We start from the raw sequence: 26,713 nt of genomic DNA, 5'->3' as shown, positions 1-26,713 counted from the left end.
CCGACCACGCAGGTTCGCGTCCGTGTTGCCTCGCGTGGAAATTTGTCACACGAGCGGTCCTGCGTCAGCTGCTCTAAGCCTCTGTTCAGGCTAATAAAGTAGCGTTTTTCACGCGATTCACGCCGATCACCCGTGAACCATTGGCCGGCGTGCGCGGAAATCCCGGGGTGCACATAAGAAAGTCGAGGTTGACGGCGCACCGGTCCCCTTAGGATCCTAGGGAAAAGGAAACGCAGGAAGCGATCATGGACCGGGTAGGCATCAGGGCGCTGGTCGCCGCAGCAACCTGCCTGCCGAGCGCCTCGTGGGCACTGGGCTTGGGCAACATCGAGGTCAACTCGCGACTCAATCAGCGCCTAGACGCGCAGATCGAGCTGGTCGGGGCCACCGCTGCTGATCTCGAGCAGCTAACCGCCACCCTCGCATCACGCGAGGTGTTCGCCTCCCAGGGCGTCGACTACCCGTCCGCCTTCGCCACCATCGATATCAGTGCTCGCCGTGACGCCAGCGGCCGAGCCGTGCTCCACCTCACCTCTCGCCAGAGCATCGTCGAGCCTATCGCTACGCTCGTCGTGCAGGCGGACTGGAGCCGAGGGCGCATGCAGCGCGCCTACACTATCCTGCTCGACCCGCCCGGCTTGGGTGGCGAGCGCGCGCCGGCGCCGCCCCTCACCGCTGCCGTCACCCCCAGCGCCGTGGTCGCTGCCCCCCAGCGGGACCCGCAATTAGTGTCGAGCCCGGCACCGGTCGCACGCACCTCACGCGAACCCGTGGCCGCCGCCCAGCCGCGTACACCGATCGAGCCCGGCATGGAGTACGGGCCTGTCGTGCGTGGCGAGTCGCTGTGGAAGATCGCCGTCCGTGTGCGCGACAGTGGTGTCAGCCTCGAACGAACGATGGAAGCCATCTACCAAGCAAATCCGCAAGCCTTCGCCGGGAGCATGGATCGCCTCGAAGCAGGTGCGGTCTTGAGCATTCCGGCCGCCGTCGCGATCGGCGACGCGGAGGCTCTCGCGGCGTCGCCCACCGCGCCCGCGCCAAGCGTCGCTCCGGCGGTGAGTGCTGCCGAGCAGTCCGCCCTGTTCGAAGCGGCCCAGTCTCAGCTCGCCTCCTCCGCGCCGCCCCCTGCTGCTGCGGCCGACCAGGAATTGCTGTCGGCCGTGCGGCGCCAAATCGCCAGCACCCGGGCCAGCAACGCGGAGCTCAACGAAGAGCTGGAGGCGCTCAACTCCCGCTTCGACTCGACCGCTCAACTGTTAGCAGCGCGCGAAGCCGAACTCGATCGGCTGCGGGCGGAGCTGTCCAACCTGCAAGACGGGGCGGTGGTAGATCCACAGCCTCAATTGACCGCCGGCGTCCCGTCGCTCGTGGACACGGCCCAGGCGGCGAGCGCCGAGACAGCGCCGGTGGGCGACACCGCGCAAGCCCAACGCTCGGGTTTGGTGGGCAGCATCGCCGGTGCGGTGCTCTGGTTTACCTTGGGAGCGCTCGCGGTTGGGCTCACGCGCCTGCGTCGCCGGGCGGCGCCTGGCACTGCGCAGGCAAGCGAGGGGCGCGTCCAGCCACGGCCGTTGCACGAGGAACTCACCGCGCCGCCCGCTGCGGCGATACCGCCCGCACCGGATACCGCGGATGACGCGGTGCCCTTCGCCGCCGAGCTACCCCCGCCGCCGCCTCGCACGAACATTCCCTACGCCGCGCAGGCGACTCCGTCGGAACTGCGAAGCGACGAGGAAGACGGGCCGGTCGATGCGGTCGCGGAGGCCGATATCCTGCTGGCCTACGGCCATCACGGGCAGGCGAGCGAACTGGTGCAAGCTGCCCTCCTGCGCGAACCGCGCAGCCTCGCTCTCAAGGCCAAGCTGCTGGAGGTGTACTTTGCTGCCAACAAGCCCGACGCCTTCGCTGAGGCAGCACGGGCCTACCAAGCGTCGCTGCGCGAGCACGCCACCTTCTGGCGGGGTGCCTTGGCGATGGGGCGTCAGTTGTGCCCCGACGAGGCGCTGTTCGCGAGCGCCACCGGCGGCTCACCGGCTCCCGCCGCTGCACAGGCTGCCGATCCCCTGGTGGACTTCGATCTGGGGGAACCGGACGAGTTGCCGTTCACCGATGACTTCCCCACCGTCCGCGCCAAGATCGTGAGCGACGAAGAGGCTGCGGCGGCGCAGGCTGCGGCGGCTAGCCAAGGTGCGGGCGAAGAGGAACTCACGGCCCGCGTGGAAGGGCCGGAGTTCACCCTGGACGGCGTCGACACCTTGCCGGAAGAGGAGATCGACGACCCGACGGTTCGCTCGCGCACACTGGCGATGGACACGGCGCACCTGGCAGCCGAGATGGCGCAGGCGCAGGACACCGACAGCATCGATGCGGCGATCGCTGCCACCGACATCCTGCACGGCGTGGATGATCCCCTGCGCGGCGTGCCCGCGGGTCAGGCCTTCGAGGATGCCGCAGAGAAGGAGACGGCGCGCGCGACGACGGCGGCTGGCTCCACGGACGCGACGACGCTGCGTATCACCATGGACATGCTGGGTCGTGGCGCCGTCGAAGAGGCCTTCGATGCCAGCTCACGGTCCGACCGTTCCGTCGCCTCCGACGACGACGCGCACGACGCTCGCCCGAAGCGCGCTTCCAGCGAGTAACGGGCGGGCGGATTCAGCCCCCAGGCGGCCGGGTCAGGACCCGCGTTCCAGCAAGTTCTTCAGATTCGTGAGGCCGCGCTCGTAGTCGCGGCCGATCGCCCCTTCGAGCACGAACGCCCCCACGTAGCGCTGCAGGATGTCGCCGTCGAAGTCCATGTCGAGGTGCCAGGTGACGCGCGTGCCGCCGTTGGGGCTGGAGGCGAGTTCCAGCTCGGCCATCGCTGTTTGGTCAGCACCGAATTGCAGGCGTAGACGCACGAGATCATTCGGCTCGCTGGCGACGATCAGCTGGGAGCCGGACCCTACCTGAGGGCTTTGGCTGGTCCAGCTCATCGCGGCGCCGACGCCCTGGCGCGGGCCCTGGTATTCGTAGCGCGTGTTCGGGTCGAGCTCCGCCCAGGGCGACCAGCGATTGAAGGCGCGCATGTCGTTCACCACGTTAAAGACCGCCGCCTCGCTGGCCGCCACATCGATACTGCGGCTCACCCGTTTCTCATCCGGTAAGACCAGCGCCCCCACGGCGTAGATGCCCACGGCAAGCAGCATCACAAAGGTGGTGATGCGAACGGTCCAGTTCAGCATGCGTTCTCCCTGACGCCCGGCAGGCTTGCGGCGTCGCAACGTAGTGGGTCGCGCGACCCCTCTTCTAAAGATTGCGTTAAGAACCCGTTCAGACGGGTTCAGGTAGCGTTCAGCGTGCCAGCGGTAGCGTCTTTTCTCCAGTCATCTTCTGCCGAGCGACGGAGCCAAGACCATGCCTCAGCCAGCCTTACCGCACACCGGGGACGCCCCACCGGGACGTCCATCTCGCCAGGGATCCGCCCTTGCGGCCGTATCCCTCACCGCCTTGCTCCTGCTCGGCGGTGTCGCCCAATCTGCCGATGGGACCGCGCCCACCATCCGTCTGTTCCCCACCACCGTGATCGAGGAGATTCGCCTGACCGGGCAAGTCGCCGAGCAGATGGAGTCTGGCTTGCAGGGGGTGATCGCCCGTCTCGAAGAGCAGGAGTCGCTCTACCGCGAAGCGCGCTGTGAGGGCGCCGAGGGGGATCCGGGCTGTAGCAGCATCGCGCGCAACCTGGGGGCCACCTACCTCGAGATGCTGAACGTCATGGAGACGCAGCTCCCGGAGATGGAGCGCGCCGTGAACGCCACCCGCCTGGGCCTTGAGAAGCGCCTGCGCAACGAGCTTGGGCACAAGCTCTCGCCCTGGGCCCTGCAGGACACGCTCCTCGGCGGCGACGGCAGCGGTAGTGCGAACACGCGCGAGCGTCCTGCCATGCGCGGTAAGTCCGGCCTGCGCCTCTCCCAGCGTTTCCGCCAGTACCACCAGCTGGTCGCCACCAGCACCGGCGGGGCGGACGAGTCTCTGGCCGTGGTCGCTGCGGACATCTACCTGGACATGCAGGAGGCCAGCGAGCTGATCGCCCAGACGCGCCAGGAAATCGCCCGCGCCACCCTGCTCGAGCAACTCAATCAGTCCTTCGGCCAGATCACCCCCGAGATGCAGCAGGTGGTGGGCGGCGTGAAGGCCATCCTGTTCGGCGAGCAGGACGCCCAACCGATACCCGGGCCGCGCCCGAGCGGCGATGACGCTCCCTGGCGCAGTCCCCTGGAAATGTAGCTCAGGAGATCGAACCGATGAACCGTATTAGCTTCTTCTCCCTCGCTCGCGCCGTGACGGCGCTGGGCGCCCTGGCCGCCCTCGGCGGCTGTATGACCACGCCGGAGCCTCAGGTGTGCAGCATGCCTGGAACCCGCGATCTCGACGCTGCGATCGCCTTCACCAAGGATCAGCTGGACGCTGGCTGTGAGGCGAGCTTCGATGCTTACTTGGATCACCTGCTGGCGATTGCCGAGGGCGATCCCGGCACCGATAACAAGCGCCAGTTCTCGAACTTCCTCATGTGGTCGGCGGACAACGGCGTGCTCAGTCGACGCCAGGCGGAGCAGCTCTACAACCGCTACTTCAACATCAAGTTCGTCTCCTTGCTCGGTGACTACAACAACTGCGCCTACACCTGCCCGCGCCAGGACGTGTTCATGGACGCCTTGCAGGCCGAGCTCACCGACAAGGAGCGCGGCTTACTCAAGGTGAGCGCCGACAAGGACTCCTACTACCGCGCCGATCGCCTGATGCAACAGGCGGAATTGGTCATCGCAGCCACCTGTGAGGCCTGCGAGGGCGGCGCACCGTGAACCACGTCGGCACCAGCACTGCGCCCGCCAACCCGACGATGGGGGAGGGCGCGGCTTTTCGCGACGGTCTGCTCTTCGGCGTGTTCGTGGCGCTGGTGAGCGCGGTGACGGCGGCCTACCTGCTGCACGACACCGCGTGGCTGACCCTGACCCGCGAGCCCGCGCCGGCGGTGCTGGGGTGGTTGGAGCGTAATCTCGGCAGCTCGGTGCCGGTCTTCGCTGCGCTGTCGCTCCTCTTCGCCGCCACCCTCGTGCGCCTTCGGCGCGTGCTCGCGGCCCAACCGCAAGATATCGATGCGATCGCTCAGGCTGACCACCTGAGCGACCTGTGGACGAGCCTCTACTTCGGCGCCGGGGTGATCTGGACCGCCATCGGCATGCGTGGTGCCCTATTGTTCGCCCTAGGTGATCCGGACGAGATCACCAGCGCGGGAGCCTTCGCCGTGCTGCAGCGGATGGTCGATGGGGGGATTCTTCTGGCCCTGTCGAGCACCATCGTCGGCGGCGTCGGCGGCTATCTCCTGCGCACGGCCAAGACCCTGTTGTTCGGTCACGCGCTGAAGCGAGCGTACGCCGGCCAGGCGCGCCGCTCCGCGGAGCATGTGCAGACCACCCTCGGCAACATCGAGCGCAAGTTGCGCGCTGCGCCGTCGCCTAGCGAACCCTCACCCGCGTCCGCCCCTGCCCGCCACGCCCTGGCGGCGATGCGAGAGGAGTAGATCGCCATGCTCCCCTGGCATTCGTATCCCTACCAAGGTGCCGCTGGCGCCGAAGGCGGCGGTGGTGCGGAAGACCTGCAGACGGACGTGATGCGTTTCATGGCGATGCTGGGCCTGTGCCTGGTGGCGATCTTCGCGCTGGTGCAGTCGCTGCCCGCGACGCCGACGGCCAGCGAGGCGCCTGCGGAGCCGGTCACCGTCGCGCAAGCGCCGGTCGTCGCAGGCCCGACGCGCGCGCCTGAGCCATCGGTGCCTGCGCCACCCGTAAAAGAAATGCAGGCACCAGAGCCAACGCCGACGCCACCTGCGCCGCCCGTGGTGGCGCGACCGACGCCGGCGCCTGCGAAGGTGGCGCCGCTCGCCCCTGTCGTCGAACCGGCGCCGCCACCCGAGCGCATCGAGCGCAAGGTTGAGGCGCCCGTGGCGCCGTTGCCGGCCCGTGTCGTTCGAGCGCTGCCTCCGCCTCCCCAGGAGCCGCCGCCCATGCGAGCTGAGCGAGCGCCCGTGCCGATTCCGACCCCCACCGTGGTCGAGGAGGTGGTGCCGCCGCCGAAGCCTCTGGACGCGTCGCCGCCGCCGAGGCCTGTCACACCTTCGCCGCCGCCTGACCGTACGCCGGTGTTCACCCTGCGCTTCGTCGATGCCCAGGCCTTGCTCGCCCTCGTGCAGCGCGATGTGGTGAGCCTGTTCGCGGTCGATGGGCAGGGCACGAGCCGCCTCTCCAGCGCGGCGGGGCGCTACGCCTTCGACACGGCGCCCGCGCCCTCGCAGATGCACGACATGGATCCCGCCAGCGTTCCGGCACAAGTGCGCGCTGCCTACACCCGAAGCCGCGGGCGAAGCGCCGGCACCGTGCGCCGCTGGGGGGTGGTGCTGCCGGCGAGCACGCGGCGCTCGATCGATCAGCTGCTACGCGATCCCCGGGGCGGGGAGTTGCAGATCGCCGCCGACGGCCAGGTGCGCCTGGTGCCCACCCTCGCAGCCCAACCCGTCGCCGCTTACCTGATGAAACCATTGGCAAGGAGAGCTTCCTGATGGCCCGGATCAATCTTCGACGCAGACGCCCCTTGCGCTCTGGGGTTAGGGTCGCCCACAGGGACAACCGACTGCCGTTGACGGTGGCGTTGGCGCTTGGGCTGTTACTCGTGCTCGGTGCAGCGTCATCGGTGTTCGCACAATCGCCGCAAACCTCGCTCATGGCCTGGCTCACCGAGGATCTCGAGCCAACCCTGAGCCAGCGCTTTACCGAACATCCGCGTCTGCGCGGGCAGGCGGTGCAGGTGGTGGCCATGCGCGGCACGCAAGCTCGCGTGCGCAGCGACGCGCTGACCGAGTCCATCGTTCGCCACCTGGGTAAGGCCCTGGCCGACCAGGCCGGCACGCGCGTGGTGCCGGTGGGCGGGGCGCCGTCGGCCCAGGCCTGCATGGCGCAGGCGGCGGTGGAGTACCGAATCGGCGTCGACGTGCGCGCCGTTGGCGGCGGCGGTGCCCAGGTGGACGTGCGGGTCTTCGACGTCGCGGAGGGCACCTGGGTGGGCGGCTTCGGCGGCAGCTGGACCGGTGCGCTCACCGCGCGGGAGCGGGATGCACATGATCGCGATGTGGTGGCCGAATCGGCGCGTGGTGCCCGTGAGTTGCCCTTTGAGGTGGGGCAGGCGGATCTGGTCGCCAAGGACCTCTCCGCCCAGATCGACTGCATTCTGGCCGGTGCACGCCAGCGCGAGCCTCGTGGGGCGTCGCTCTACCTGCAGCCCGCCGCTGAACTCGATGCCCACCTGCAGAAGGCGGGCTTGCTGTTGATGCACGCCTTGCGCGCCAATCACGGCTGGCATCAAGTCACCACCCGGGAAGAGGCCGATCTGCTCCTGGAACTGCATACCCAGGGGCTGGATGGCGATCTCAGCGTGTTCTGGGTGACCTTGAATCGGGCCCCATCGTCGGCGCGATCGGAGCGCCAGGATGGCCTCTTGGCAAGCGCCAGCACCTATGTGAACGGTGAGGTGAGGGCGTCGCGCGTCGCGCGACGAGGCGAGCCCCTCGCGCCCCCGCGGGCACCCGTGGTGGTGCCGGCACCGCCTGAGGTGGTGAGTGTGCCGACGGTGGCGACGGCCCTGCTTTCGCGCCCGCGAATGCTGACCCAGCGCTCCGCGCGCGCCTGCGCGCAGGCGGCGGGCAGCATGGTCGGTGGTCGCGCAGACGACCAGTGCGCCGTGGTGGAGGTGGCGGTGACGCGCCCCGCCACCGTCTTCTGGCTTTGGCAGCCGGCCAGTTGCCAGCTGCAGCAGGCGAGTCGGGTGAGTGAACGGTCGCGGGTGGTGAGCCGTCGGACGGATGCTGCCGGTATCCTCACGGCGCGCCTGCAGTCGGCAGCTGATACGGCCTACGACAGCGTGTACGTCATCGCCGTGGATGAGCGCCAGGACGCGGAGCAGGTACGAGAGGTACTCGAACGCCACCCCGGCGGCCGCGGCTGCGATGCCCCTCAGTGGGAGCGTGATCTGCGGCGTTGGGCGCTGGCCCTCGAATCGACGCTCCTGCGCCTCGGTGAGGGCGCGGATTGGCAGGCCGTGCGCGCCCCGCGGCGCGCCACGCGCATGGTGAGTTCGGAGGGTGGGCGATGACCCGACCTACGCAAGCAGGACGCTTCTGGAGTGGGGCCTGGCTGGGCGCTGCCATGGGGTTAGCGATAATGCTAGGCCTGGGATGGTGGCTCAGCGAGGATCCTTCCCCCGCTGCGGCACCGCCGCCGGCCGCGACGCCGGTGCAGCCTTCCTCACCTACCGCGCCGGACCCGGTACCGCAGTTCGCCGCAGAGCCCGAACAGGTGGCCGCTGAGGCCGATCCGGTGCTGCCCGTGGCTCCTGCGCCTGACGAGGGGGGCGAAGCGACCTCAAGCCAAGCGCGCGAGGGTGCCCCCGATGAGGTGGAACCGGCGCCCGAAGTCATCGCCGCGACGATGCCCGAGAACGACGCGCCTGACCGCGCCGTGCTGCCCGCAGCGCAAGAGACGCCTCTGGAAGAGGAAGAGGAAGAGGATGCCGTGCGCCTGCGCGACCGCTTCGACTCGCTCAGCGAAGCGATGCTGGCGGAGGGGCCTGCCGATGGGCTGCCGTCCGCTGCCATGCCCGGCGTTGAAGACGGCCTCGGCGAGAGCGCCTTACCTGCTGGCCAGTGGATCGACGTATGGCAGCCCTTCACGAGCCCCGTCTCCGCGCGAGGCTTCGCCGATCGCCTCGAGCTGCTGACCGGGTTTACCTTCCGGGTCGAGCGCCGGCCAGGCGATGGTCTTCATCAGGTGGCCGTACTGCCGCTGCCCGGCTACGAAGCGCAGCAGATGCTGCAGCAGATCGCCGACCGTAGCGGCCTCGCGATGGTCTCGCCGTGAGCTCTCGAGGCGCCCCGTCGAAACGATCCCTGCTGGCGATCGCCTGTTGCGCGGCCGCCATGCTTGGGATGGCGTCGGCACAGGCGCTGACCTCGGATCAGGCGTGGCAGCAGTTCTTCGCCGATCAGACCCGTCACCTGCCAGCGTCCGGTTACCCCTACCAGCACTGCTTCGCCGAGTCCGCGCGACGCTATGAGCTGCCCGAGGCGCTGCTCCTGGCTGTGGGGCGAGGTGAGAGCGGTTTGGATCCTTTGGCCCGATCGCATGCGAACGCCTACGGGCTGATGCAGATTCAGTGGCCAGGCACGGCCAAGCACCTCGGGATTCACAACCTTCGCACGCTGCTGAACCCCTGTCGGAACGTCGATGCGGGCGCCCGCTATCTGAAGGAGTTGATCGGTAGGTACGGAAACCTGGAACGCGCGCTGGCGGCCTACAACGTGGGTCCGGGCCGTGTGGCGACGCAGGCCGATGTGCCGCTTCCAAACGCCGGTCAGCGATACAGTCGCTACATCTATCGACAGCTGGCAAAGGGCGGCGATCGCGGTGCTTCGCCCGCGGTCCCACCTGCCAAGCCAGCGGCGAGCGCATCGGCGAGCACAGCACCGCCTGCTGCAACCTATCCGCAGACCCATCACCTGGTCGTCTTCGATAGTCCGGTGCGAGCGCATTCGCTGACCCACGCCTTGTCGCGACGCTATCCGCAGCTGAGGCTCTCCGCACAGCGCCTCGACGCACGGAACTTCGCCGTTACGGTGGTGCTGGAGAGCGAGGCGGACTCTCGCGCGAGTCGCGAAGCCCTGCGTCGTGCCGGCTTCGCCTTACCTTGAGCAGATTCGATGAACGAAGGAGCCACCCCATGTTCGGCTTAAGTCACCGCTTGGCCTGCTTCGTGGTGTTCGCGATGGCGCTAGCCGCGCTGCCGCTGGCATCGCCGGCCGAGGCAGACACTCGGTATCGCGACGCGCAGCGCCACGAGTCACGCTCGCGGGTCTACTACGACTACGCACCGGTGGTCGACGTACGTGCCCTGCGCGAGGCGGCGCCGCTCCCCGCTGCGTGCCTGCCGGCGACGCAGACGGATCCGCAGGGCCTGCCCGAGCTCGGGGTGGTGCGCGAGTTTGCCGCGTCGATCGCGAGTGCGATCGTGCAGGAAGCGGAGGCCGCAGCGCACGCTCGCGAGCAGGCACGGGAGCGCCGTGAGGCCTGTGAGCGCGAGCGGATGGAGCCGAGGGTCAGCGGGTACGAGGTCACCTACCGCTATCGCGGTGAGCAATACCGTCGCGTCATGACGCGCGACCCGGGCGATGAGGTGCGCGTGCGGGTGGAGGTCCGCACGCACTGATCCTAGACCCTAGATGTCCTCGTCGTAGACGGCCGTCGGGGCCGGCCCGGCTGGCGCTTGGGGCACGTTGACCCGATCCGGCGCCGCTCGGCGCTGGAGGAACGGTGCCAGTTCGCGCACGTCGTTGATCAGGATCGGCTCGGCGGCCTCACCTTCAGGCAGCGGCTCATCCGTCGGTAGCGTGAGGGTCATCAGGCCGCCCTCGACCTTGCCGACCACGCTGCCGAGGCGTTCCACCACCTCCGACATGTCGTCTTCGGCATCCTTGTTGCGATCGATCAGCACGTCGACCCGTCGGTTGGCCGCGCGGCCCTCGCGCGAGTCGTTGCTCTCGACCGGATCCGTGTCCGCATGGCCGATCACCAGGAAGCGCTCCGGTTCGAGCACCTTATTGCCCAACATCTCCTGGGTCACGGAGACGGCGCGCGAGGCGGACAGCTCCCAGTTGGAGCGGAAACGCGCGGTGGCGATAGGCACGTTGTCCGTATGCCCCTCGATGCTGATCTGACCTGACAACTCTGCCAGCAGATCGCGAATGCGATGGATGACGGGCACGAAGTCCTGCTTGAGATCTGCCGAGCCGCTGTCGAAGGAGGCCTTCTCCTGAATGTGGATGGTGATCGTGTCGCGATCCCATTCCAGCTCCAGCTCGCCGTCCTTCAGCTGCTCCTCAAGGGCCTCCACCACCTTCGCGACGTCCTCGAAGTCCGCCCCCTGCTTCTCGAGCCACTTGAGCGAGTTCTTATTGGTTTGGATGGTGAACTGACGCACTGACTTGATCGGCGTCGGCTCCGGTTTTCCCGGGCGAAACTCACGCGCGATGATGCTGGTGCCGCGCGGCATGATGCGGGTCTCCACATCGGCCTGCACGCCGAAGGCGTTCTTGATCTCGCCGGCGAGCTCCTTGAACTTGTTGATGTCCATCTCCGAGAACGCCAGTAGGAGCACGAAGAAGCTCATCAGCAGCGTACTCAGATCGGCGAAGGTGGACATCCACAGGGGGGCACCCGGTTCGCATTCGCACTCGTGGTCGTCTTCCTCATCCATGCGCGTTGCCCAGCACTAGCTGTCCTTACTACCGCGTTGTTTCACCGGCAGGTAGTTTTCGAGCATGCCCTCGATGACCCGCGGGTTCTGGCCATCCTGGATGGCGATCAGGGCGTCGATGATGAGCGACTTCGAGTGCTTCTCTTCCTTCGAGCGCAGGAGGAGCTTGTCCGCGATGGGGAAGGCCACCACGTTGGCGAGAACGGCGCCGTAGAGAGTGGTGAGCAGGGCGACGGCCATGGCAGGACCGATCTGCTTGGGATCGTCCATGTTCGAGAGCATCTGCACGAGGCCGATCAGGGTGCCGATCATCCCCATGGCGGGGGCGACATCGCCGATCGCTTTGAACACGGCCTGTCCCTGGGAGTGTCGATCGATGGTCAGGGCGAGGTCCTTGTTAAGGAGCGTCTTCACCGTCGCTGCATCGTGGCCGTCGACCAGGTAGCCGATGCCCTTTTGCATGAAATCATCGGGAATCTCGGCGCTCTCGAGGGCGAGCAGACCGCCCTGGCGCGACATCTGCGCTAGCTCCACGGCCTTGTCGACGAGCGCGCGGGGCTCGCTGACCTTCACCATGATCGCCTTCATCGCCACGCCGGCGGCGGCGAGGAACTGGCCGATGGTGAACTTCGATAGCACCACCATCAACGTACCGCCGAAGACGACGAGGATGGAAGGCGGGTTAATGAAGACGAGCGCGGAGCCGCCCAACATGACGGCGAGCGTCATGACGGCAAAGGCGCCGACGAAGCCTACTATGGTGGCGAGATCCAACCCAGTCCCCCAAGAGATTCAGTGAGAACGACTGCTAGCTTAGTCGGCGGGGGGGACACAGACTTGACGGACGGCTCGCAGAAGTGAGACGGCGCACCGTCAGGTGATGGTAGCTTTGCGAGCCCGTTCCCCTTCCGGGGGGATCAGCTTCGGGGGAGGCGTCCGATGGTGCTGGAGAGGGCGCCGTCGGGGCCGTAGACAGGGGTAGGCGTCTCCTGGCCGGCCGCGGTGTGGAGCAATAGGAGGGTTTGTTCGGCCCGATTTCGCAGGCGCGTGCTCAGTATCCCGTTGCGCTCGTTGAGCTCCTTACACTCCCCGGTGAGGGTCTGCAGGGCTTGCCAGGCCTTGGCGAGGCTGCCGTCCTGGTCGAGTGTGCGCAGGTGGGCTTCCAGCCGTTGTGGCGACGGATGACGAGCGCCCGCGTCGGCCGCTAGCCGCTTGCGTGGATCCGCCTCCTGCAGCCGGGCGATGCAGTCGCGTTTGCCCTCGAGGGCATTGTCCAGGCCGTCCTGATCGCGTTGTTCCAACGCCTGGCGTTCGGCCTGCAGCGTGCGCTTGAGGGCGTCCGTCAATGCGGCACACTCGCGCAGGCAGCGCTCGGCAAGGGCGTGTGAGTTCTCGGCGTCAGGTGTCTCGGGCATCGCCACGCTATCGGCTAGTTACGGAACAGGAGAGAGGCGATACCGCCCTCGGCGGCGAGCAGCTTCTCGGCCACTCGTTCGGGATCGATGCGGTACTCCCCGTTGGCCAGGGCCGTGCGTACCTCCTCCACCCGTGCCGCGTTGACCGCGGGGGTGGCGGCGATCTGCTCGTCGAGGGCCTGCAACAGCGCGGCGTCCTCGGTGAGCGACACGGTCTCGGTGTTCGCTGGCGTCGAGCGCGTGGCGGTCGTACCGGCGGTCGCGTTCGTGGATGGGGGGCTACGGTCGGGACCGATGATCCCCGGGTAGCTGCCGCTGGCGCCGCCGCTGCTGGGGCCCGTGATCTTGTCCGTCACCTCAGTCTCCAATGCGTGTGGGTGGAAAGGGGGTCGTTCGAACGTGTAGCGCGTCTCAACTGCTGACGATGCTCGCGTCCTGTGACCTGGTTATCGGCAGCGCTGCGGCCGACTTTAGGGATTCTGTGAAGCGAGTCCGTGCAAAGGTCGCAAATTCGAGAAAAACGGTAGGGGATGCGGCGGCCGTTGTCATTCGAGTAGCACCTCGACCACCTTGGCGCTGCGTATCACCCCCTCCACCACCACCTGGGATCGCAAATTGCGGACCCGGATGAGTTCGCCCCGTCGGCCATCTTCGAGTGCCTCGCCCGGCATGCCGACGGCGATCCCGCTGGTGTTCGCCTTCAGTAGCACCTCCTGGCCAGCCAGGATGTCGTTGCTGCGTCCCACGTTGCTCGGGGTCACCACCGCGCCTGCCGCCACCGGGCGCAGGGCCGGGCGACCCACGAGCTCCTCTCGACGATGGAACCAGCCGTAGGGGAGCTGGTCGATGCGCCGCTCCTCCAGGTACAGGTCCTCTCCGCTCAGGTGTTGGCCCCGGGCCACCGGACGGCGCGCGACCACCACCTCCGCGTAGGTCTCCAGGGCCACACGTATATAAGCGGTCCACGCCACGGGCCCCTCGCATTGGAGGGAGACCGTGCGGTAGGCGCCAGGACGCCGGCCCGGATCGCGTATCGACGCGGACGGTGTGTCCGCGCAGGCCTTCAACTTCAGTCGCGGATCGAGTCGATGGCCCCTGACCACGCGACGGTAACCGTCGCTCGGCTGGGCGGCCAGGACCGTTTGCTCCGCGAGCTGGCTCAGCGCCTCCAGCGGTTGCCAGGCGACGTCGGGCGTCGTGGCTCCGGCGTGGGGTGTCAACAGCATGACGCTGATGGCGGCCCACAGTGTCGGCCGAATCGCTCTCCCCATCGTGCTTCTCCGCGCGTAAGCCCTTGAGTGTGCAAGGGCAGGATGATCACCGACCCCGGAGCCTGTCGGCGTCCGAGCTACAAAGGTGATGCAAGCCGCGTGCCTATCAGATTTCTCTGCCTGCTGCGCGCTCGAGAGGCCTTGCCGAGCGCTCGACAGCTCGCGAACGGTGGGCAAACCCTTGCCGCCTGTTGCCGCCTGACGGCAAGCCCGCCGCGCCGGCGCAGCACCGCTTCGGGCACACCCTGCGGGCTGGTTCACATGGCGTGTGAGCGCTGGTTCACAGGCCGTCGGATGAGCGGTGTTTTCCAGGACTGGCACGCAAGTTGCTCCTGTCCCCCGGGAGCGAACCCACGAGGCGCTCAACCAGATCTTGCTCGGAGGCACACGTGATATTCGACTTGGACAACTACCTAGGGCTGCATGCCCAAGCGATGAAGGTCCGCACGGACCGTTCGAATCTGTTAGCCGCCAACATCGCTAACGCGGACACACCGAACTTCCAGGCACGGGATGTGGATTTCCGTGAGGTGATGCGCGGCTACGTCGACGGCAAGACGCAGGAGCCGACGCTCAATCGTACGCGCGCTGGTCATTTCAGTGAACCGACGGTGACGCGCAGCGGCGGTGAGGTGTCCTACCGGGTGCCGATGCAGCCGAGCCTGGACGGCAACACGGTCGAGCCAGACGTCGAGATCGCTGCGTTCGCTGAAAACTCCCTGCGCTACCAGGCCACCCTGCGTTTTTTGAGCGGGCGCATCTCCGGCCTGCGTGATGCGATCACCGGAGGCCGCTGATGAGCATGTTCAACATCTTCGATGTGTCCGCGAGCGCCATGGCTGCCCAGTCCGTGCGCATGAACGTGACGGCGAGCAACATCGCCAACGCCGAATCCGCCGGCAACTCCCCCGCCTCGACGTACCACGCGAGGTCGCCGGTGTTCGCCACCATCCTCGATCAGAACTCGCGGGCCCGCGGCGGCGTGCAGGTGCGCGGCGTGGTGGAGGACTTCTCGCCGGGACCAAAGCGCTTCGAGCCGACCAATCCGATGGCTGATGAGGAGGGCTACGTCTACCTCAGCAACGTCGATGTCATCGCGGAGATGGTGAACATGATGTCCGCCTCGCGCACCTATCAGAACAGCATCGAGGTGCTCAACACCTCGAAAGAGATGATGTCCCGCACGCTGACCATCGGTCAGTAAGTCGCGACCCCTCAAGGAGCCTTAGCCAAACCATGATCATCTCAGATCCCATCGCCCCCTCCTTCGATGTGGCCCCGTCCACGTCGAACCCGTCCGGCATCGACGATGCGGAGGACAGCTTTCTGACCTTGATGCTCACGCAGCTGCAAAACCAGAACCCCACAGAACCGATGGACAACGGCGAGTTCCTGAGCCAGCTCGCGGCCTTCGAGACGGCATCCGGCATCCGCGACCTCGAGGACTCCTTCGCTGTGCTCGCCGACGCCCTCGCTGCCAACCAGACCCTGCAGAGCGCCTCCCTGGTGGGGCGCGATGTGATCGCGCAGACCGATGCAGCGGTGCTGGAAGACGGTGGCACGGTGACCGGTCGCGTCCCCCTCGAGAGTTCCGTGGACGATCTGACGGTGGAGATCACCGACCCGGGCGGCGCCGTGATTCGCCGCCTGTCCCTCGGTGCCCAGGATGGCGTGACGGACTTCGTTTGGGACGGCCGTGACGATGCCGGCGCGCTAATGCCCGCAGGCACCTACACCGTGAACGCCGTCGGCACCGCCGGCGAGGAGACCTTTACGGCTCCCCTGGAGATCGCCACCCGGGTGGACAGCGTGTTGCTGAGCGGCCTGGGAGGCGAGGTGGAACTCGCCCTGGCCAACGGCGACACCGTTGGCGTCTCCCAGGTGAAGGAAATCAGTTGACGTTCGCAGGCTCATCGGTGGCGCTCGCGCAGCGACCCGATCCGCGAACCATCTAGTTACGAAGAGGAACAACTATGTCATTTCAGATCGCTCTCAGTGGTATCAACGCTGCCTCCACCGATCTCAGCGTCATTGCCAACAACATCGCTAACTCCGCGACGCTCGGATTCAAGGAGTCGCGCCTGGAGTTCTCCGAGCTCGTCACCAAGGGTGTGCAGCAGGCCGCGGAGACCCAGCAGTTCGGTTCCGGCACGATCGAGTTCACCGGCAACAGCTTCGACATGGCGATCTCAGGCGAGGGGTTCTTCACCCTCGAGGATGAAGGCTCGCTCGTGTACTCGCGCTCCGGCGCCTTCGGGGTGGACAACGAAGGGTTCGTCGTGAACAGCTTCGGTCAGCGCCTGCAGGTGTTTCCCGAGGCGGGACGGGGCGTGTTCGACATCGGCAACCTGGTAGACCTGCGACTAGCCGTGGGCGAAGCCCCGCCTCGGGCCACCACCGGCGGCGACATCGGCCTTAACGTGCCGGCATCGGCGCAGCCACCCGTCTCCCCGGTGTTTGACCCGCTCGATGTCGACAGCTTCAACAACTCGGCATCAACCACCGTGTTCGATTCGCTGGGTGCACCTCACGTGGCCACCTTTTATTTCGTTAAGGGGGCAGCTGACGGTCAATGGACGACCCACCTCACGATCGACGGCGACACGGTGGGCGCCGGTCAGACCTTGCAGTTCAGTAGCGAGGGACAGCTCGCATCGCCCGCGAACGGCGAACTCGATTTCCCGCCCTACGCCGTTGCGGGCGGCGCGAACGATCTCGATCTCACCTTCGACTTCGACGCGAGCACGCAGTTCGGTGACGCCTTCACCATCACCCAGGTGTTCCAGGATGGCTTCGGCGTGGGGTTGCTGACGGGGATCGACACCGATACCAGTGGCGTGGTCTCCGCGCGCTTCAGCAACGGCACCACCCAGGCGCTGGGACAGATCGCTCTGAGCGCCTTCACCAATACGCAGGGGCTGCGGGTGGACGGTGACAACACCTGGGTCGACACCACCGCCTCCGGTGAGGCTGTGCGGGGCGTGGCCGGTAGCAGTCGCTTCGGGCTCGTCCAGTCCGGCGCCCTCGAGCAGTCCAACGTCGACCTCACCACCCAGCTGGTGGACATGATCATCTCCCAGCAGTTCTTCCAGGCCAACGCGCAGATGATCTCCACCCAGGATGAGATTCAGCAGACCATCATCAACCTGTAAGGGGCCTGACAGATGGATCGTTTTCTCTACGTAGGCATGAACGGCGCGCGCCAGCTGATGATGGCGCAGGCGGTTAATGCGAACAATCTTGCTAACGCCTCGACGACCGGCTTTCGGGCCGATCTGCACGGCTTCGAAGCGAAGGAGGGTCAGGGGGTCGGGTTCCACAGCCGCATCAACCCCTCGGCCACCTCGCAGAGCATCGACCTCTCCTACGGCGCCATCCGCGAGACCGGTCGCCGCCTCGACGTGGCCCTGAGTGGCGATGGCTTCTTCGTGGTGCAGGATCCGAGCGGGGCCGAGGGCCTCACCCGCAATGGCGAGTTCAGCATCGGTCCGGGCGGTCTGCTGTCTACCAGCAACGGCGGTCTCGTCCTGGGCGAAGGTGGACCTATCTCCATCCCACCCGGTGGCCAGCCCTTCATCGAGCCGGACGGTTCGGTGCTGGTGAGTCAGGACGGGGGCGCAGGTGCCGCCGTCGGCCGCCTGCGGCTGGTGAATCCACCGGCTCAATCGCTCTACCGCCGCGAGGACGGATTGCTCAACGCTTCCGAGCCCTTCGAGGACGACCCGGAGGTACGAGTGCGTTCCGGCGCCCTCGAGCAGAGCAACGTCAATCCCGTGCACGAGATGGTGCGCATGATCGAGCTCTCGCGCCTGTGGGAGATGAACGTGAAGACCATGACGGCTGCCGAGGAGAACGCGCGCGCCGCGGCCTCCGTCGCAACCTTCGTACGATGATTCTTAGGAGACGAGCAGCATGACGCCAGCTTTATGGGCCGCGCAGACAGGGCTCGATGCGCAGCAAACGCGCATGAGCAACATCGCCAACAACCTATCGAACTCGTCCACCACCGGCTTTAAGACGGGCCGGGTCGCCTTCGAGGACCTGCTCTACCAGAACGTCAAGCAGGTGGGCGGTCTTTCCTCGCAGCAGACCGAGCTGCCCTCGGGGTTGATGCTGGGCAGCGGCGTGCGCGTCGTAGCCACCCAGAAGATGTTCCTGCAGGGGCCGATCCAGCCCACGGGCAACCCGCTCGATGTGGCGATCGAAGGGCAGGGCTTCTTCTCCGTGCAGTTGCCCGACGGCACCCAGGCCTTCACCCGCGACGGCGCCTTCCAGCGCAACGCCAACGGCGACATGGTGACCTCCAGCGGCTACCTCCTCGATCCCCCGGTGAACATCCCCGAGGATGCGGTCTCCATCACCATCGGCACCGACGGCACCGTGTCCGTGCAATTGCAGGGCCAGCCGGCGGCGGTCAACCAGGGCAACATCCAGGTGACCACCTTCGCCAATCCGTCCGGCCTGATGCCGCGGGGCGAGAACCTCTTCGTCGAGTCCGCGGCCTCGGGTGCCGCCACGCCTTCCGTCCCTGGGCAGGCGGGCGCCGGGCAGCTGCGAGGGCAGGCCGTGGAGGGTTCGAACGTGAACGTGGTGGAGGAACTGGTGAGCATGATCGAGACCCAGCGCGCCTACGAGATCAACTCCCGGGTGATCTCCGCCAACGACCAGATGCTGCAGTTCCTGAGCAACAACCTCTGATGGGCTATCGCATAGCAAAATCAATGGGTCGAGGCGTGACGATGAGTGATCGGTGGCAACAGGGGGCAAGGCTCCTCAGCGCAGGGCTGCTCGGTGCGCCGCTGATGGGGCTGGTGGGCTGCGCCAGCACGAGCTCGGACGATATGCCGGCCTGGCCGTCGGCGCCGCCGACGCAGATCGTCGCCCCGGCGGTGGCCGAGTCCGGCGCCATCTACACCTCAGGGCAGGACATCCGCTTCTTCGAGGACGTGAAGGCGCGTCGCGTCGGCGACATGATCACGATCACGCTGGCCGAGCGGACCGATGCAAGAAAGTCGGCGAGCACGGCCACCAGTCGCGAGAGCGAGTTGGATATCCCCGCGCCGACCATCGCCGGGGGACCCGTGCCCCGCACCGGGACTCAGTTCCTGCAAAACGACATCGACACCTCGCGGGCCTTCTCGGGCTCCGGTGACTCGTCCCAGAGCAACAGTCTCAACGGCAGCATCACCGTCACCGTGGTGGGCGTCACCCCGACGGGGAACCTGCTGGTGCACGGGGAGAAGTGGATCGAGATCAACCAGGGCTCGGAGCTGCTACGCATCAGTGGTCTGGTGCGGCCGGCGGACATTCAAACGGATAACTCCGTCGAGTCCTTCCGGGTGGCCAACGCGCGGATCACCTACAGCGGTCGTGGCGCCGTCGCTCGCGCCAATGCTCAGGGCTGGCTCGGGCGCCTGTTCGATTCGCCGCTCTTCCCTCTTTGAATAACCTAAGGATTGCGTCAAGTATGCGAACCGCTGAGTCATTGCTGATCACCCGGGCGCGCCGCCGTTTGGCGCTGTTGCTGGCCGTGGTGCTGGTGTGTCTGATCGCGCCCCTCGGGGAGTTGCGTGCAGAGCGCATCAAGGACATCGCCTCGATTCAGGGTGTGCGTACCAATCAGCTCGTTGGCTACGGTCTCGTGGTGGGTCTCGACGGCACCGGCGATCAGACGGTGCAGGCGCGCTTCACGCAGCAGTCCATCATCAACATGCTGCAGGGCTTCGGCATCACCATTCCGCCGAACACGAACCTGCAGCTGACCAACGTAGCGTCCGTGATCGTGCACGCCGATCTGCCGCCCTTCGGCAAGCCGGGGCAGCAGATCGATGTGACCGTCTCGTCCTTGGGCAACGCCGACAGCTTGCGCGGCGGTAGCCTGATCATGACGCCCCTGAAGGGAGCCGACGGCGGTGTCTACGCGATCGCCCAGGGCAACCTCATCGCGAGCGGCTTCGGCGCTTCCGGCAACACCGGGACCAGCGTGAACGTGGGCGTGAAGACCGTGGCCCGGATTCCGAACGGTGCCACCATCGAACGCACGGTGCCTAGCGCCTTCGCTAGCGGCGACAGCATTCGCCTGAACCTCCACACGCCGGATTTTACGACCATTCGACGGGTCATCGACTCCGTCAACGCCTTCTTCGGGCCGGAGATGGCCGTCGCCGTGGACCAGAGCACCCTCTCGGTGCGAGCACCCTTGGACCCTTCCCAGCGGGTCGCCTTCGTCGCCGAACTCGAGAACCTGGAGGTGGAGCCTGGCGAGGCCCCAGCGCGGGTCATCGTCAACTCGCGCACGGGGACCGTGGTGATCGGTTCGCACGTGCGGGTGTACCCCGCCGCCGTGACCCACGGCACGCTCACGGTCACGATCAGCGAGCAGCCGGGAGTCAGCCAGCCATCGCCCTTCGGCGGTGGTGCCACCGCGGTGGTCGAGCAGTCCGCGGTGGAGATCACCGAGCAGGAGAACGCGATGTTCCTGTTCGAGCCTGGCGTCACCCTCAGCGACATCGTCACGGCGGTCAACCAGGTAGGCGCCGGACCCAGCGATCTCGTCTCCATCCTGCAGGCCCTCAAGCACGCCGGAGCCTTGCGTGCGGAGCTGGTGGTGATCTGATGAACTCCCTCGCCCAACATCTCACCCCCGCCGTGCTCGATGGCGTGTCGAGTGCTGCGCAGAGCGCGCGCGTGGCGGCCAACAGCGGTCAGGCCCTCGACGCCGATCAGACCCAGGCGGTGATCGAGCAGTTCGAACAGATGTTCGTGCGCATGATGCTCAAGAGCATGCGCTCGGCCACCCAGACCCTGAGCGCCGACGGCGGTTTGGGGGGCGGTGGCGCCCTCGGCGGCAGCAGCGGGTCGAACTCGAGCTACCTGGAGATGTTCGACGGGCAGATCGCTCAGCGCCTCGTGCAGGGGCGAGGACTCGGCCTCGCCGAGCTCCTGCGTGAGCAACTGGGGCTCGGGACGCCAGCGCGAGGGGCGGACCCTGTCGCGGCCAAGCCCTTGCCGGCACCGCGCGCCTTCGCCGAGCCGGCCATGCCGCCGCCGACCGATGCGAAGTACCAGGTGGTTCCGCGCTCGGGCCTGCGCGCTCCCGTCGGCACGACGCCAGGTCAGGCGTCCCAGGTCGAACCCGTTGCCCCCGCGAAGTCGCAGGGCCTTGGGCAGGCCTTCGAATCGGCCAGCGAATTCGTCAGCTCGCTGCTGCCCCTCGCGCGCCAGGCGGCGCGACGCTTGGGCGTCAGCGCTCGCGGCCTGCTTTCGCAGATGGCCTTGGAGACCGGTTGGGGTCGCCACGTGCCGCCGACGGCGAACGGCAGCAGCAGCAACAACTTGTTCGGCATCAAGGCAGGCACCGACTGGGCCGGCGGCCGCACCACCTTGTCGACCCTGGAAATGGACGACGGGGTGCTGCGCAAGACTATCGCCCAGTTCCGTGTGTACGACTCGCCGGCGCAGAGCCTCGAGGATTACGTGCGCTTGCTCGAGCGCAATCCGCGCTACGCCGAAGCGCTCGGCACGGGCGAGGACATCGGCGCCTTTGCGCGCGGCCTGCAGCACGGCGGCTACGCCACGGATCCAGCTTACGCACAGAAGATCGAATCCATCGCCAACGGCAAGCTCTCCACGCTGTTGGATGACCTAGGAGTGACCCCATGAGCAGTATCTTCAACACCGGCGTGTCGGGCTTGCTGTCCTACCAGGCAGCGCTTGCCACCGTGAGCAACAACATTGCCAACGCCAGCAACGAGAACTACAGCCGCCAGGTGTCGGAGTTCGAGTCGCTGCCGGGGCAGGGCGGCGGTGCGGTGCGAATCGGCTCTGGCGTCGAGTTGGCCGGGGTGCGACGAGTCTTCGATCAGTTCCTGACCCGGTCTCTCTTCAACGCCACCGAGTCCGCGGCGCGCCTGAGTGCGATGAGCGAGCTGGGGGCGAGCGTCGATAGCGTGCTGATCAACGCCGAGTCAGGCGTGTCCGCCGGCATCCAGGGCTTCTTCGAGTCCCTCTCCTCGCTTACCACCGATCCCTCGTCCCTGGCCTCGCGCGAGGACACCTTGGGCGCGGCCGCGGCCATGATCGATCAGTTCCGGGCCTTGGATACGCGCTTCCGCGAGGTCGAGTCGCAGATCGATCAGCGGCTCAGTATCGCCGTGTCCGACATCAACTCGCTGGCCAAGTCGATCGCCGATCTGAACGACGAGATATCTCGGGCGGGTGGCAGTGCCGGCCGCGGGCCTAATGATCTACTTGACAGGCGCGATGCGTTGCTGCGGGAGCTGAGCAATTACACCAACGTGCAGACCTCCGAGAATGGCGACGGCTCGATCACCGTGGTCATCGGTGAGGGGTTGACCTTGATCCGCGGTGTGGAGGCGGACACGCTGGCGGTGGCCATCGATCCCTCCGATCCCCAGGTGCTGACCGTGACCCTGCAGACCGGTAGCGGCCCGGGGGCCACCACGATCGACATCGGCAGTCGTCTGCGCGGCGGTGAGCTCGGCGGTTTGATCGACTATCGCCGCGACGTACTGGTGGGCTCGCGCAACGAGCTCGGCGCCGTCGCCTACGCCCTGTTCGACCAGCTCAACGAGGTAAACCGCAACGGCCTGACCTTGGACGGTCAGCTCGGTGAGGAACTCTTCGCCTTCGGCGACGCCACCACCTTCATCCGCGATGATGCGAGTCCCGGGCTCGGCGCCAGTGCCGCGGTCACCGACACGCTGGCACTCACCGGCCAGGACTACGATCTGCGCTACGACGGTTCGGCGTGGGTGATCCGCGACGCCGTGACCCAGCGTGAAGTGCCCTTTACGGGTTCGGGTGCCTCCGCAGATCCGCTGGTGGTGAACGGCGTGACCATCACGGTGACCGGTACGCCGGCCGCCGGCGATCGCATTCGCGTGCGCCCGACCACCGACGTGATCAGCGGTCTGCAATTGCTCACCAACGACCCTGCGGACCTTGCCATTGCTGCGCCCGTGGTCGCGAGCGCGAGTCTGGATAACATCGGCGATGGCTATATCGATGACCTCACCGTGATCAACCGGGACGCTCCGGGCTTGTTCAATCCGGTGACCATCACCATCATCGACGACCGTACCTTCGACGTGGACGGCGTTGAGGTTCGTGGCTACAACCTGGGCCAACCCGTATCCATCAACGGCTACTCATTCACCCTGAATGGTGACCTGGTGGCCGGTGACGTCTTTACCTTCGAGCCGAATGCATCCGGGATAGGCGATAACCGCAACGGCTTGGCGATGTTGGACATTCGTAGTTTGCGCACGCTCAACGGCGGCACCACCACCACGGAGGGTGGCTTCGACAACCTGGTGACGGGGCTTGCCGCTGAGAATCGCGCGATCAATCTGAGCTTCGACGCCGCCGCCTCTCTGCTCGTGAATGCGGAGCAGGAGCGTCTGGCGCTGTCCGGGGTGAACCTCGACGAGGAAGCTACCAATCTCCTGCGCTTCCAACAGGCCTACTCAGCGTCTGCGGAAGTAATTCGTGCGGCGGACGAGTTGTTCAATACCTTGCTCGGCATCGTTCAGTAGTGCCAGCGATCCTCGATTGACGGAGTGAGACGATGCGAGTAGCGGAGCTTTCCAATCCCACCCTGATGATCGACCTGATCGGTCGCGCATCAGCCGAGCTAACCCGATTGCAAAGTCAGTCGGCCACGGGCAAGGCTTTTCAGTCGCCGAGCGAGGATCCCTTCGGGGCCACCCGCAGCCTGCAGCTGACCCGGGCCCTGGAGCAACTCGAGCAGTTCGAGGTCAATGCGGGTCGTGCGGAGGATCGCCTGATCCTGCAGGAGGTGACTCTCGGCGATCTCGGCGATCAGTTCCGACGAGTGCGTGAGCTGGCGATTCAGGCCAACAACGCCATCCTCTCCGACGCGGATCGCCGCGCGATTGGAGCTGAAGTGGAGCAGATTCGCCAGGAAGTGATCGCCTTGGCGAACGCCGTCGATGGCGAGGGGCGCTACCTATTCTCTGGCACGCGTTCGAACATCGAGCCCTTCGCGGATTCCGCGAACGGCGTGAGCTACCTGGGCGATCAGGTGGAGCGGCAGCTGCAGATCGGACCCGGCCGGACCGTCAGCGACGGGGCCGATGGCGATGCTGTATTCATGCGAGTTGCCGATGGCAACGGTTCGTTCGTGACGAGTGCCCAGTCGACCAACACCGGCACGGGCGTGATTGATGCCGGCAGCGTGATCGATCTGAGTGTCGAGGTGGATAGCACCTATGCCATCAACTTCACCTCGCCGACGGAGTACGAGGTGAGGGAGGGCGGCGCGCGCATCGCCAGCGGGGACTACGACCCGGATGCCGGTGGCGACATCATCTTCGAGGGCCTGAGGGTAGGTCTTAGCGGCGCGCCGCTAGCGGGTGATTCCTTCATAGTCGCTCCGAGCCGCAATCAGGATGTCTTCTCCACCCTGGATCAGTTGGTGGAGGTGCTGAACACCTCGCAACCGACCCCCGCCGATCGAGCCGCGCTCAACAACGCGCTCAACTCCGCCCTCGTCAATCTCGACCAGGCCCAGGAGAACTTCTCCGTGCAACGGGCGAGATCGGGCGCGCGCCTGAACGCCGTTGAGAGCCAGCGCACACTGAACGATGAGAGTGCGATCTTGCTGCAGGCCTCGCGCTCAGCGGTGGAGGACGTGGACCTGGTCGAGACGATCAGCTCCCTGGAAATCCAGATCAACACGCTCGAAGCCGCGCAACAGTCCTACGTGGCCGTGCAGCGGCTCTCATTGTTCAACTTCCTCTGATGCAGGCGCTTAAGCTAATGCAACAGATGGTCGATGCAGTGAGCGGGACCATGCGCCCGTCACCGCGCCGCCACGACTGGTCGGCGAAAGTGACGAAGTTACGTCAAAAGGGGGGCAGATCGCCGCCCTAACCGCCCGGTTTGCCATGAACTTTAGCGCCGGTGCTCGGAAATCGGCGCAACGTCTCGATCCTGACGACGGGAAGCGTGCATTCCTAAGGTTTGCACGGCCACTCCCGATACGGGGTTCGAAGGCTGGCCTGTGAGCGCCCCACCCACTCGTGGTGCGTCGCTTGAGCCAGAAACTTCGTTACAACCGCATCAGGAGTTCAAACATGGCTTTGACAGTCAACACTAACGTTCTGTCTCTGACAGCCCAGCGCAACCTCTCTAACTCCGAGTCGCTGCTGGGCTCGGCACTGGAACGTCTCGGTTCTGGCCTTCGCATCAACAGCGCCAAAGACGACGCTGCTGGTCTGTCGATCGCAGAACGTCTGACCACGCAGATTCGCGGCCTCAACCAGGCTGTGCGAAACGCCAACGACGGCATCTCCCTGTCGCAGACGACGGAAGGTGCCCTCGGCGAGGTGGTCAACAACTTGCAGCGTATTCGTGAGCTGGCCGTGCAGTCCGCTAACGGTACTAACTCGAACGACGACCGCGGCGCGCTGGATGCAGAAGTGCAGCAGCGTCTGGCGGAGATCGACCGTATCGCCACGCAGACTACCTTCAACGGCCTGGCAGTGCTCGACGGCACCTTCGGTACCGCCACCTTCCAGGTGGGTTCCGAGGTGGGCGACACGATCACCTTGGATCTGAGCACCAGTGCTCGTACCAACTCCCTGGGCACCATCGCTCAGGCTACCGGTGCATCCGCCGTCGACGCTAACGCGCTCGCGGCGGGCGACGTCACCATCAATGGCGTTGAGGTGGCGGCTTCCGCTGGCTTCGCTGGGACCGAGACTGGTCAGGGCTCTGACAGCGCCTTTGCCAAGGCTGACGCGATCAACAACAGCGGTATCACGGGCGTCGAGGCCACCGTGGTCTCTGCTGTGGTCGACGGTGACGTGGCCGGTGGCATCACCCTGACGGACGCGGCTGACACCTTCCAGCTCGACATCAACGGCGTGACCGTGCTCAACGAGACCAACACCACGCTGACGGCAGATGAGGTGGTCGAGCAGATCAACGCTGTGTCCAGCCAGACCGGTGTGACGGCGGAAAACAACGGCGGCACGATTCGTCTCACCGCGGAAGACGGCCGTAACATCGAGACGGAAGCGTCCGTGACCGACGCCAACTCCAACTCCACCACGTTCTTCACCGATGACGGCGGTACTGCGGCGGTCGCTCGCGGCAGCATCCAGCTGACCTCGCCCACCGGTGCCATCACCGTGGGTGACGCGAACAGCCGCACGGGCTTCGGCGACACGGTGGTCAACCTGGATAACACCACGTTGAACTCCGTGGACGTGACCACGGTGACGAACTCCGAGACCACGATCACCCGAATTGATGCGGCCCTTGCCCAGATCAACTCGGTACGTTCGGACCTCGGTGCTACGCAGAACCGTCTCGAGTCGACGATCGCCAACCTGTCCAACGTGCAGGTGAACCTGGAAGCTTCGCGCGGCCGAATCACCGACGCTGACTTCGCTGCTGAAACTGCCAAGCTAACGCGCGCGCAGATCCTGCAGCAGGCCGGCATCTCGGTGACGTCGCAGGCCAACGCGGCGCCCCAGTCGGTCCTGGGTCTGCTGGGCTAAACGCTCAAGTAGCTCCTCCAGGACGGGTCGGCGGCAGGGCGCTGGATGCTTTATCCATAGCTTTATTCTATGTTGAGAAAGTTACAAAAGACCGCAAAGTTGCGCAGCCAGCTGGATTGCCTGTGACTGGCTTGTCGTG

Annotated in this window: 27 protein-coding genes; 21 read left to right on the top strand and 6 right to left on the bottom strand. The window is 66.3% G+C overall.

Going from position 1 to position 26,713, the window contains the following annotated elements; translation table 11 throughout:
* Positions 1 to 245: 245 nt before the first annotated feature.
* On the top strand, positions 246 to 2,642 hold the full coding sequence (locus AAF184_11170; GenBank protein ID MEO0422890.1) for a FimV/HubP family polar landmark protein: 2,397 nt from the start codon (positions 246 to 248) through the stop codon (positions 2,640 to 2,642).
* Between the two features lie 33 nt (positions 2,643 to 2,675).
* Here the strand turns inward: AAF184_11170 and AAF184_11165 are convergent, their stop codons facing one another.
* On the bottom strand, positions 2,676 to 3,224 hold the full coding sequence (locus tag AAF184_11165; GenBank protein ID MEO0422889.1) for an SRPBCC family protein: 549 nt from the start codon (positions 3,222 to 3,224) through the stop codon (positions 2,676 to 2,678).
* A 172-nt stretch (positions 3,225 to 3,396) separates the two neighbouring features.
* Between AAF184_11165 and AAF184_11160 the strand changes: the two genes are divergently transcribed.
* Genes AAF184_11160 through AAF184_11125 form a run of 8 tightly spaced genes read left to right on the top strand, consistent with a single transcriptional unit; the run spans position 3,397 to position 10,290 of the window.
* A complete protein-coding gene (locus AAF184_11160) occupies positions 3,397 to 4,266 on the top strand; it encodes a hypothetical protein (GenBank protein ID MEO0422888.1) in 870 nt (289 codons plus the stop codon).
* A 17-nt stretch (positions 4,267 to 4,283) separates the two neighbouring features.
* A complete protein-coding gene (locus tag AAF184_11155; GenBank protein MEO0422887.1) occupies positions 4,284 to 4,841 on the top strand; it encodes a hypothetical protein in 558 nt (185 codons plus the stop codon).
* Positions 4,838 to 5,560: a hypothetical protein gene (locus tag AAF184_11150; GenBank protein MEO0422886.1), complete on the top strand. Its 723-nt coding sequence runs from the start codon at positions 4,838 to 4,840 to the stop codon at positions 5,558 to 5,560. Before AAF184_11155 ends, AAF184_11150 begins: the two co-directional genes overlap by 4 nt.
* Before the next feature lie 6 nt (positions 5,561 to 5,566).
* Positions 5,567 to 6,595 (top strand): hypothetical protein, encoded by a 1,029-nt coding sequence (locus AAF184_11145; protein MEO0422885.1) that lies wholly within the window; start codon positions 5,567 to 5,569, stop codon positions 6,593 to 6,595.
* Positions 6,595 to 8,181: a hypothetical protein gene (locus AAF184_11140; protein MEO0422884.1), complete on the top strand. Its 1,587-nt coding sequence runs from the start codon at positions 6,595 to 6,597 to the stop codon at positions 8,179 to 8,181. Before AAF184_11145 ends, AAF184_11140 begins: the two co-directional genes overlap by 1 nt.
* A complete protein-coding gene (locus AAF184_11135) occupies positions 8,178 to 8,945 on the top strand; it encodes a hypothetical protein (protein ID MEO0422883.1) in 768 nt (255 codons plus the stop codon). Before AAF184_11140 ends, AAF184_11135 begins: the two co-directional genes overlap by 4 nt.
* Positions 8,942 to 9,775 (top strand): transglycosylase SLT domain-containing protein, encoded by an 834-nt coding sequence (locus tag AAF184_11130; GenBank protein ID MEO0422882.1) that lies wholly within the window; start codon positions 8,942 to 8,944, stop codon positions 9,773 to 9,775. The genes AAF184_11135 and AAF184_11130 overlap by 4 nt, the downstream gene beginning before the upstream one ends.
* A gap of 29 nt (positions 9,776 to 9,804) precedes the next feature.
* Positions 9,805 to 10,290: a hypothetical protein gene (locus AAF184_11125; protein ID MEO0422881.1), complete on the top strand. Its 486-nt coding sequence runs from the start codon at positions 9,805 to 9,807 to the stop codon at positions 10,288 to 10,290.
* A 9-nt stretch (positions 10,291 to 10,299) separates the two neighbouring features.
* On the opposite strand, the gene AAF184_11120 is transcribed toward AAF184_11125, so the two are convergent.
* The 5 genes from AAF184_11120 to flgA form a co-directional block, all read right to left on the bottom strand.
* The gene (locus tag AAF184_11120) at positions 10,300 to 11,337 is read right to left on the bottom strand and encodes a flagellar motor protein MotB (GenBank protein ID MEO0422880.1); all 1,038 of its coding nucleotides are present in this window, start codon (positions 11,335 to 11,337) and stop codon (positions 10,300 to 10,302) included.
* A gap of 15 nt (positions 11,338 to 11,352) precedes the next feature.
* Positions 11,353 to 12,111, bottom strand: coding sequence for a flagellar motor protein PomA (gene pomA, locus AAF184_11115; GenBank protein ID MEO0422879.1), 759 nt, complete (start codon positions 12,109 to 12,111; stop codon positions 11,353 to 11,355).
* 143 nt (positions 12,112 to 12,254) lie between these two features.
* On the bottom strand, positions 12,255 to 12,752 hold the full coding sequence (locus AAF184_11110) for a flagellar protein FlgN (protein MEO0422878.1): 498 nt from the start codon (positions 12,750 to 12,752) through the stop codon (positions 12,255 to 12,257).
* Between the two features lie 14 nt (positions 12,753 to 12,766).
* Entirely contained in the window at positions 12,767 to 13,108 is a 342-nt protein-coding gene (gene flgM, locus AAF184_11105) for a flagellar biosynthesis anti-sigma factor FlgM (protein ID MEO0422877.1), read from the bottom strand.
* A 189-nt stretch (positions 13,109 to 13,297) separates the two neighbouring features.
* Positions 13,298 to 14,023: a flagellar basal body P-ring formation chaperone FlgA gene (gene flgA, locus AAF184_11100; protein ID MEO0422876.1), complete on the bottom strand. Its 726-nt coding sequence runs from the start codon at positions 14,021 to 14,023 to the stop codon at positions 13,298 to 13,300.
* Between the two features lie 389 nt (positions 14,024 to 14,412).
* On the opposite strand from flgA, the gene flgB reads away from it, so the two are divergent.
* The 12 genes from flgB (at position 14,413) to AAF184_11040 (ending at position 26,574) form a co-directional block, all read left to right on the top strand.
* Positions 14,413 to 14,820 (top strand): flagellar basal body rod protein FlgB, encoded by a 408-nt coding sequence (flgB, locus tag AAF184_11095; protein ID MEO0422875.1) that lies wholly within the window; start codon positions 14,413 to 14,415, stop codon positions 14,818 to 14,820.
* On the top strand, positions 14,820 to 15,227 hold the full coding sequence (gene flgC, locus AAF184_11090; GenBank protein ID MEO0422874.1) for a flagellar basal body rod protein FlgC: 408 nt from the start codon (positions 14,820 to 14,822) through the stop codon (positions 15,225 to 15,227). The genes flgB and flgC overlap by 1 nt, the downstream gene beginning before the upstream one ends.
* Before the next feature lie 32 nt (positions 15,228 to 15,259).
* Entirely contained in the window at positions 15,260 to 15,922 is a 663-nt protein-coding gene (locus AAF184_11085; protein ID MEO0422873.1) for a flagellar hook assembly protein FlgD, read from the top strand.
* A gap of 74 nt (positions 15,923 to 15,996) precedes the next feature.
* Positions 15,997 to 17,175: a flagellar hook protein FlgE gene (gene flgE / locus AAF184_11080; GenBank protein MEO0422872.1), complete on the top strand. Its 1,179-nt coding sequence runs from the start codon at positions 15,997 to 15,999 to the stop codon at positions 17,173 to 17,175.
* A 12-nt stretch (positions 17,176 to 17,187) separates the two neighbouring features.
* Positions 17,188 to 17,916 (top strand): flagellar basal body rod protein FlgF, encoded by a 729-nt coding sequence (flgF, locus tag AAF184_11075; protein MEO0422871.1) that lies wholly within the window; start codon positions 17,188 to 17,190, stop codon positions 17,914 to 17,916.
* A 19-nt stretch (positions 17,917 to 17,935) separates the two neighbouring features.
* Positions 17,936 to 18,721, top strand: a complete 786-nt coding sequence (gene flgG / locus AAF184_11070) for a flagellar basal-body rod protein FlgG (GenBank protein MEO0422870.1) — start codon at positions 17,936 to 17,938, stop codon at positions 18,719 to 18,721.
* Between the two features lie 41 nt (positions 18,722 to 18,762).
* The gene (gene flgH, locus AAF184_11065; protein ID MEO0422869.1) at positions 18,763 to 19,467 is read left to right on the top strand and encodes a flagellar basal body L-ring protein FlgH; all 705 of its coding nucleotides are present in this window, start codon (positions 18,763 to 18,765) and stop codon (positions 19,465 to 19,467) included.
* 23 nt (positions 19,468 to 19,490) lie between these two features.
* Positions 19,491 to 20,639: a flagellar basal body P-ring protein FlgI gene (locus AAF184_11060; GenBank protein ID MEO0422868.1), complete on the top strand. Its 1,149-nt coding sequence runs from the start codon at positions 19,491 to 19,493 to the stop codon at positions 20,637 to 20,639.
* Positions 20,639 to 21,685, top strand: coding sequence for a flagellar assembly peptidoglycan hydrolase FlgJ (flgJ, locus tag AAF184_11055; protein MEO0422867.1), 1,047 nt, complete (start codon positions 20,639 to 20,641; stop codon positions 21,683 to 21,685). The genes AAF184_11060 and flgJ overlap by 1 nt, the downstream gene beginning before the upstream one ends.
* Complete coding sequence (gene flgK, locus AAF184_11050; GenBank protein ID MEO0422866.1) at positions 21,682 to 23,580, top strand: flagellar hook-associated protein FlgK; 1,899 nt, start codon at positions 21,682 to 21,684, stop codon at positions 23,578 to 23,580. The genes flgJ and flgK overlap by 4 nt, the downstream gene beginning before the upstream one ends.
* A 32-nt stretch (positions 23,581 to 23,612) precedes the next feature.
* Positions 23,613 to 24,809, top strand: a complete 1,197-nt coding sequence (gene flgL / locus AAF184_11045; GenBank protein ID MEO0422865.1) for a flagellar hook-associated protein FlgL — start codon at positions 23,613 to 23,615, stop codon at positions 24,807 to 24,809.
* A gap of 334 nt (positions 24,810 to 25,143) precedes the next feature.
* On the top strand, positions 25,144 to 26,574 hold the full coding sequence (locus AAF184_11040; protein MEO0422864.1) for a flagellin: 1,431 nt from the start codon (positions 25,144 to 25,146) through the stop codon (positions 26,572 to 26,574).
* The last annotated feature ends 139 nt before the right edge of the window (positions 26,575 to 26,713 follow it).

This window comes from Pseudomonadota bacterium, from assembly GCA_039815145.1.
Classification (GTDB): domain Bacteria; phylum Pseudomonadota; class Gammaproteobacteria; order Steroidobacterales; family JBCBZW01; genus JBCBZW01.
This window is presented reverse-complemented; position numbering and strand designations above follow the sequence as displayed.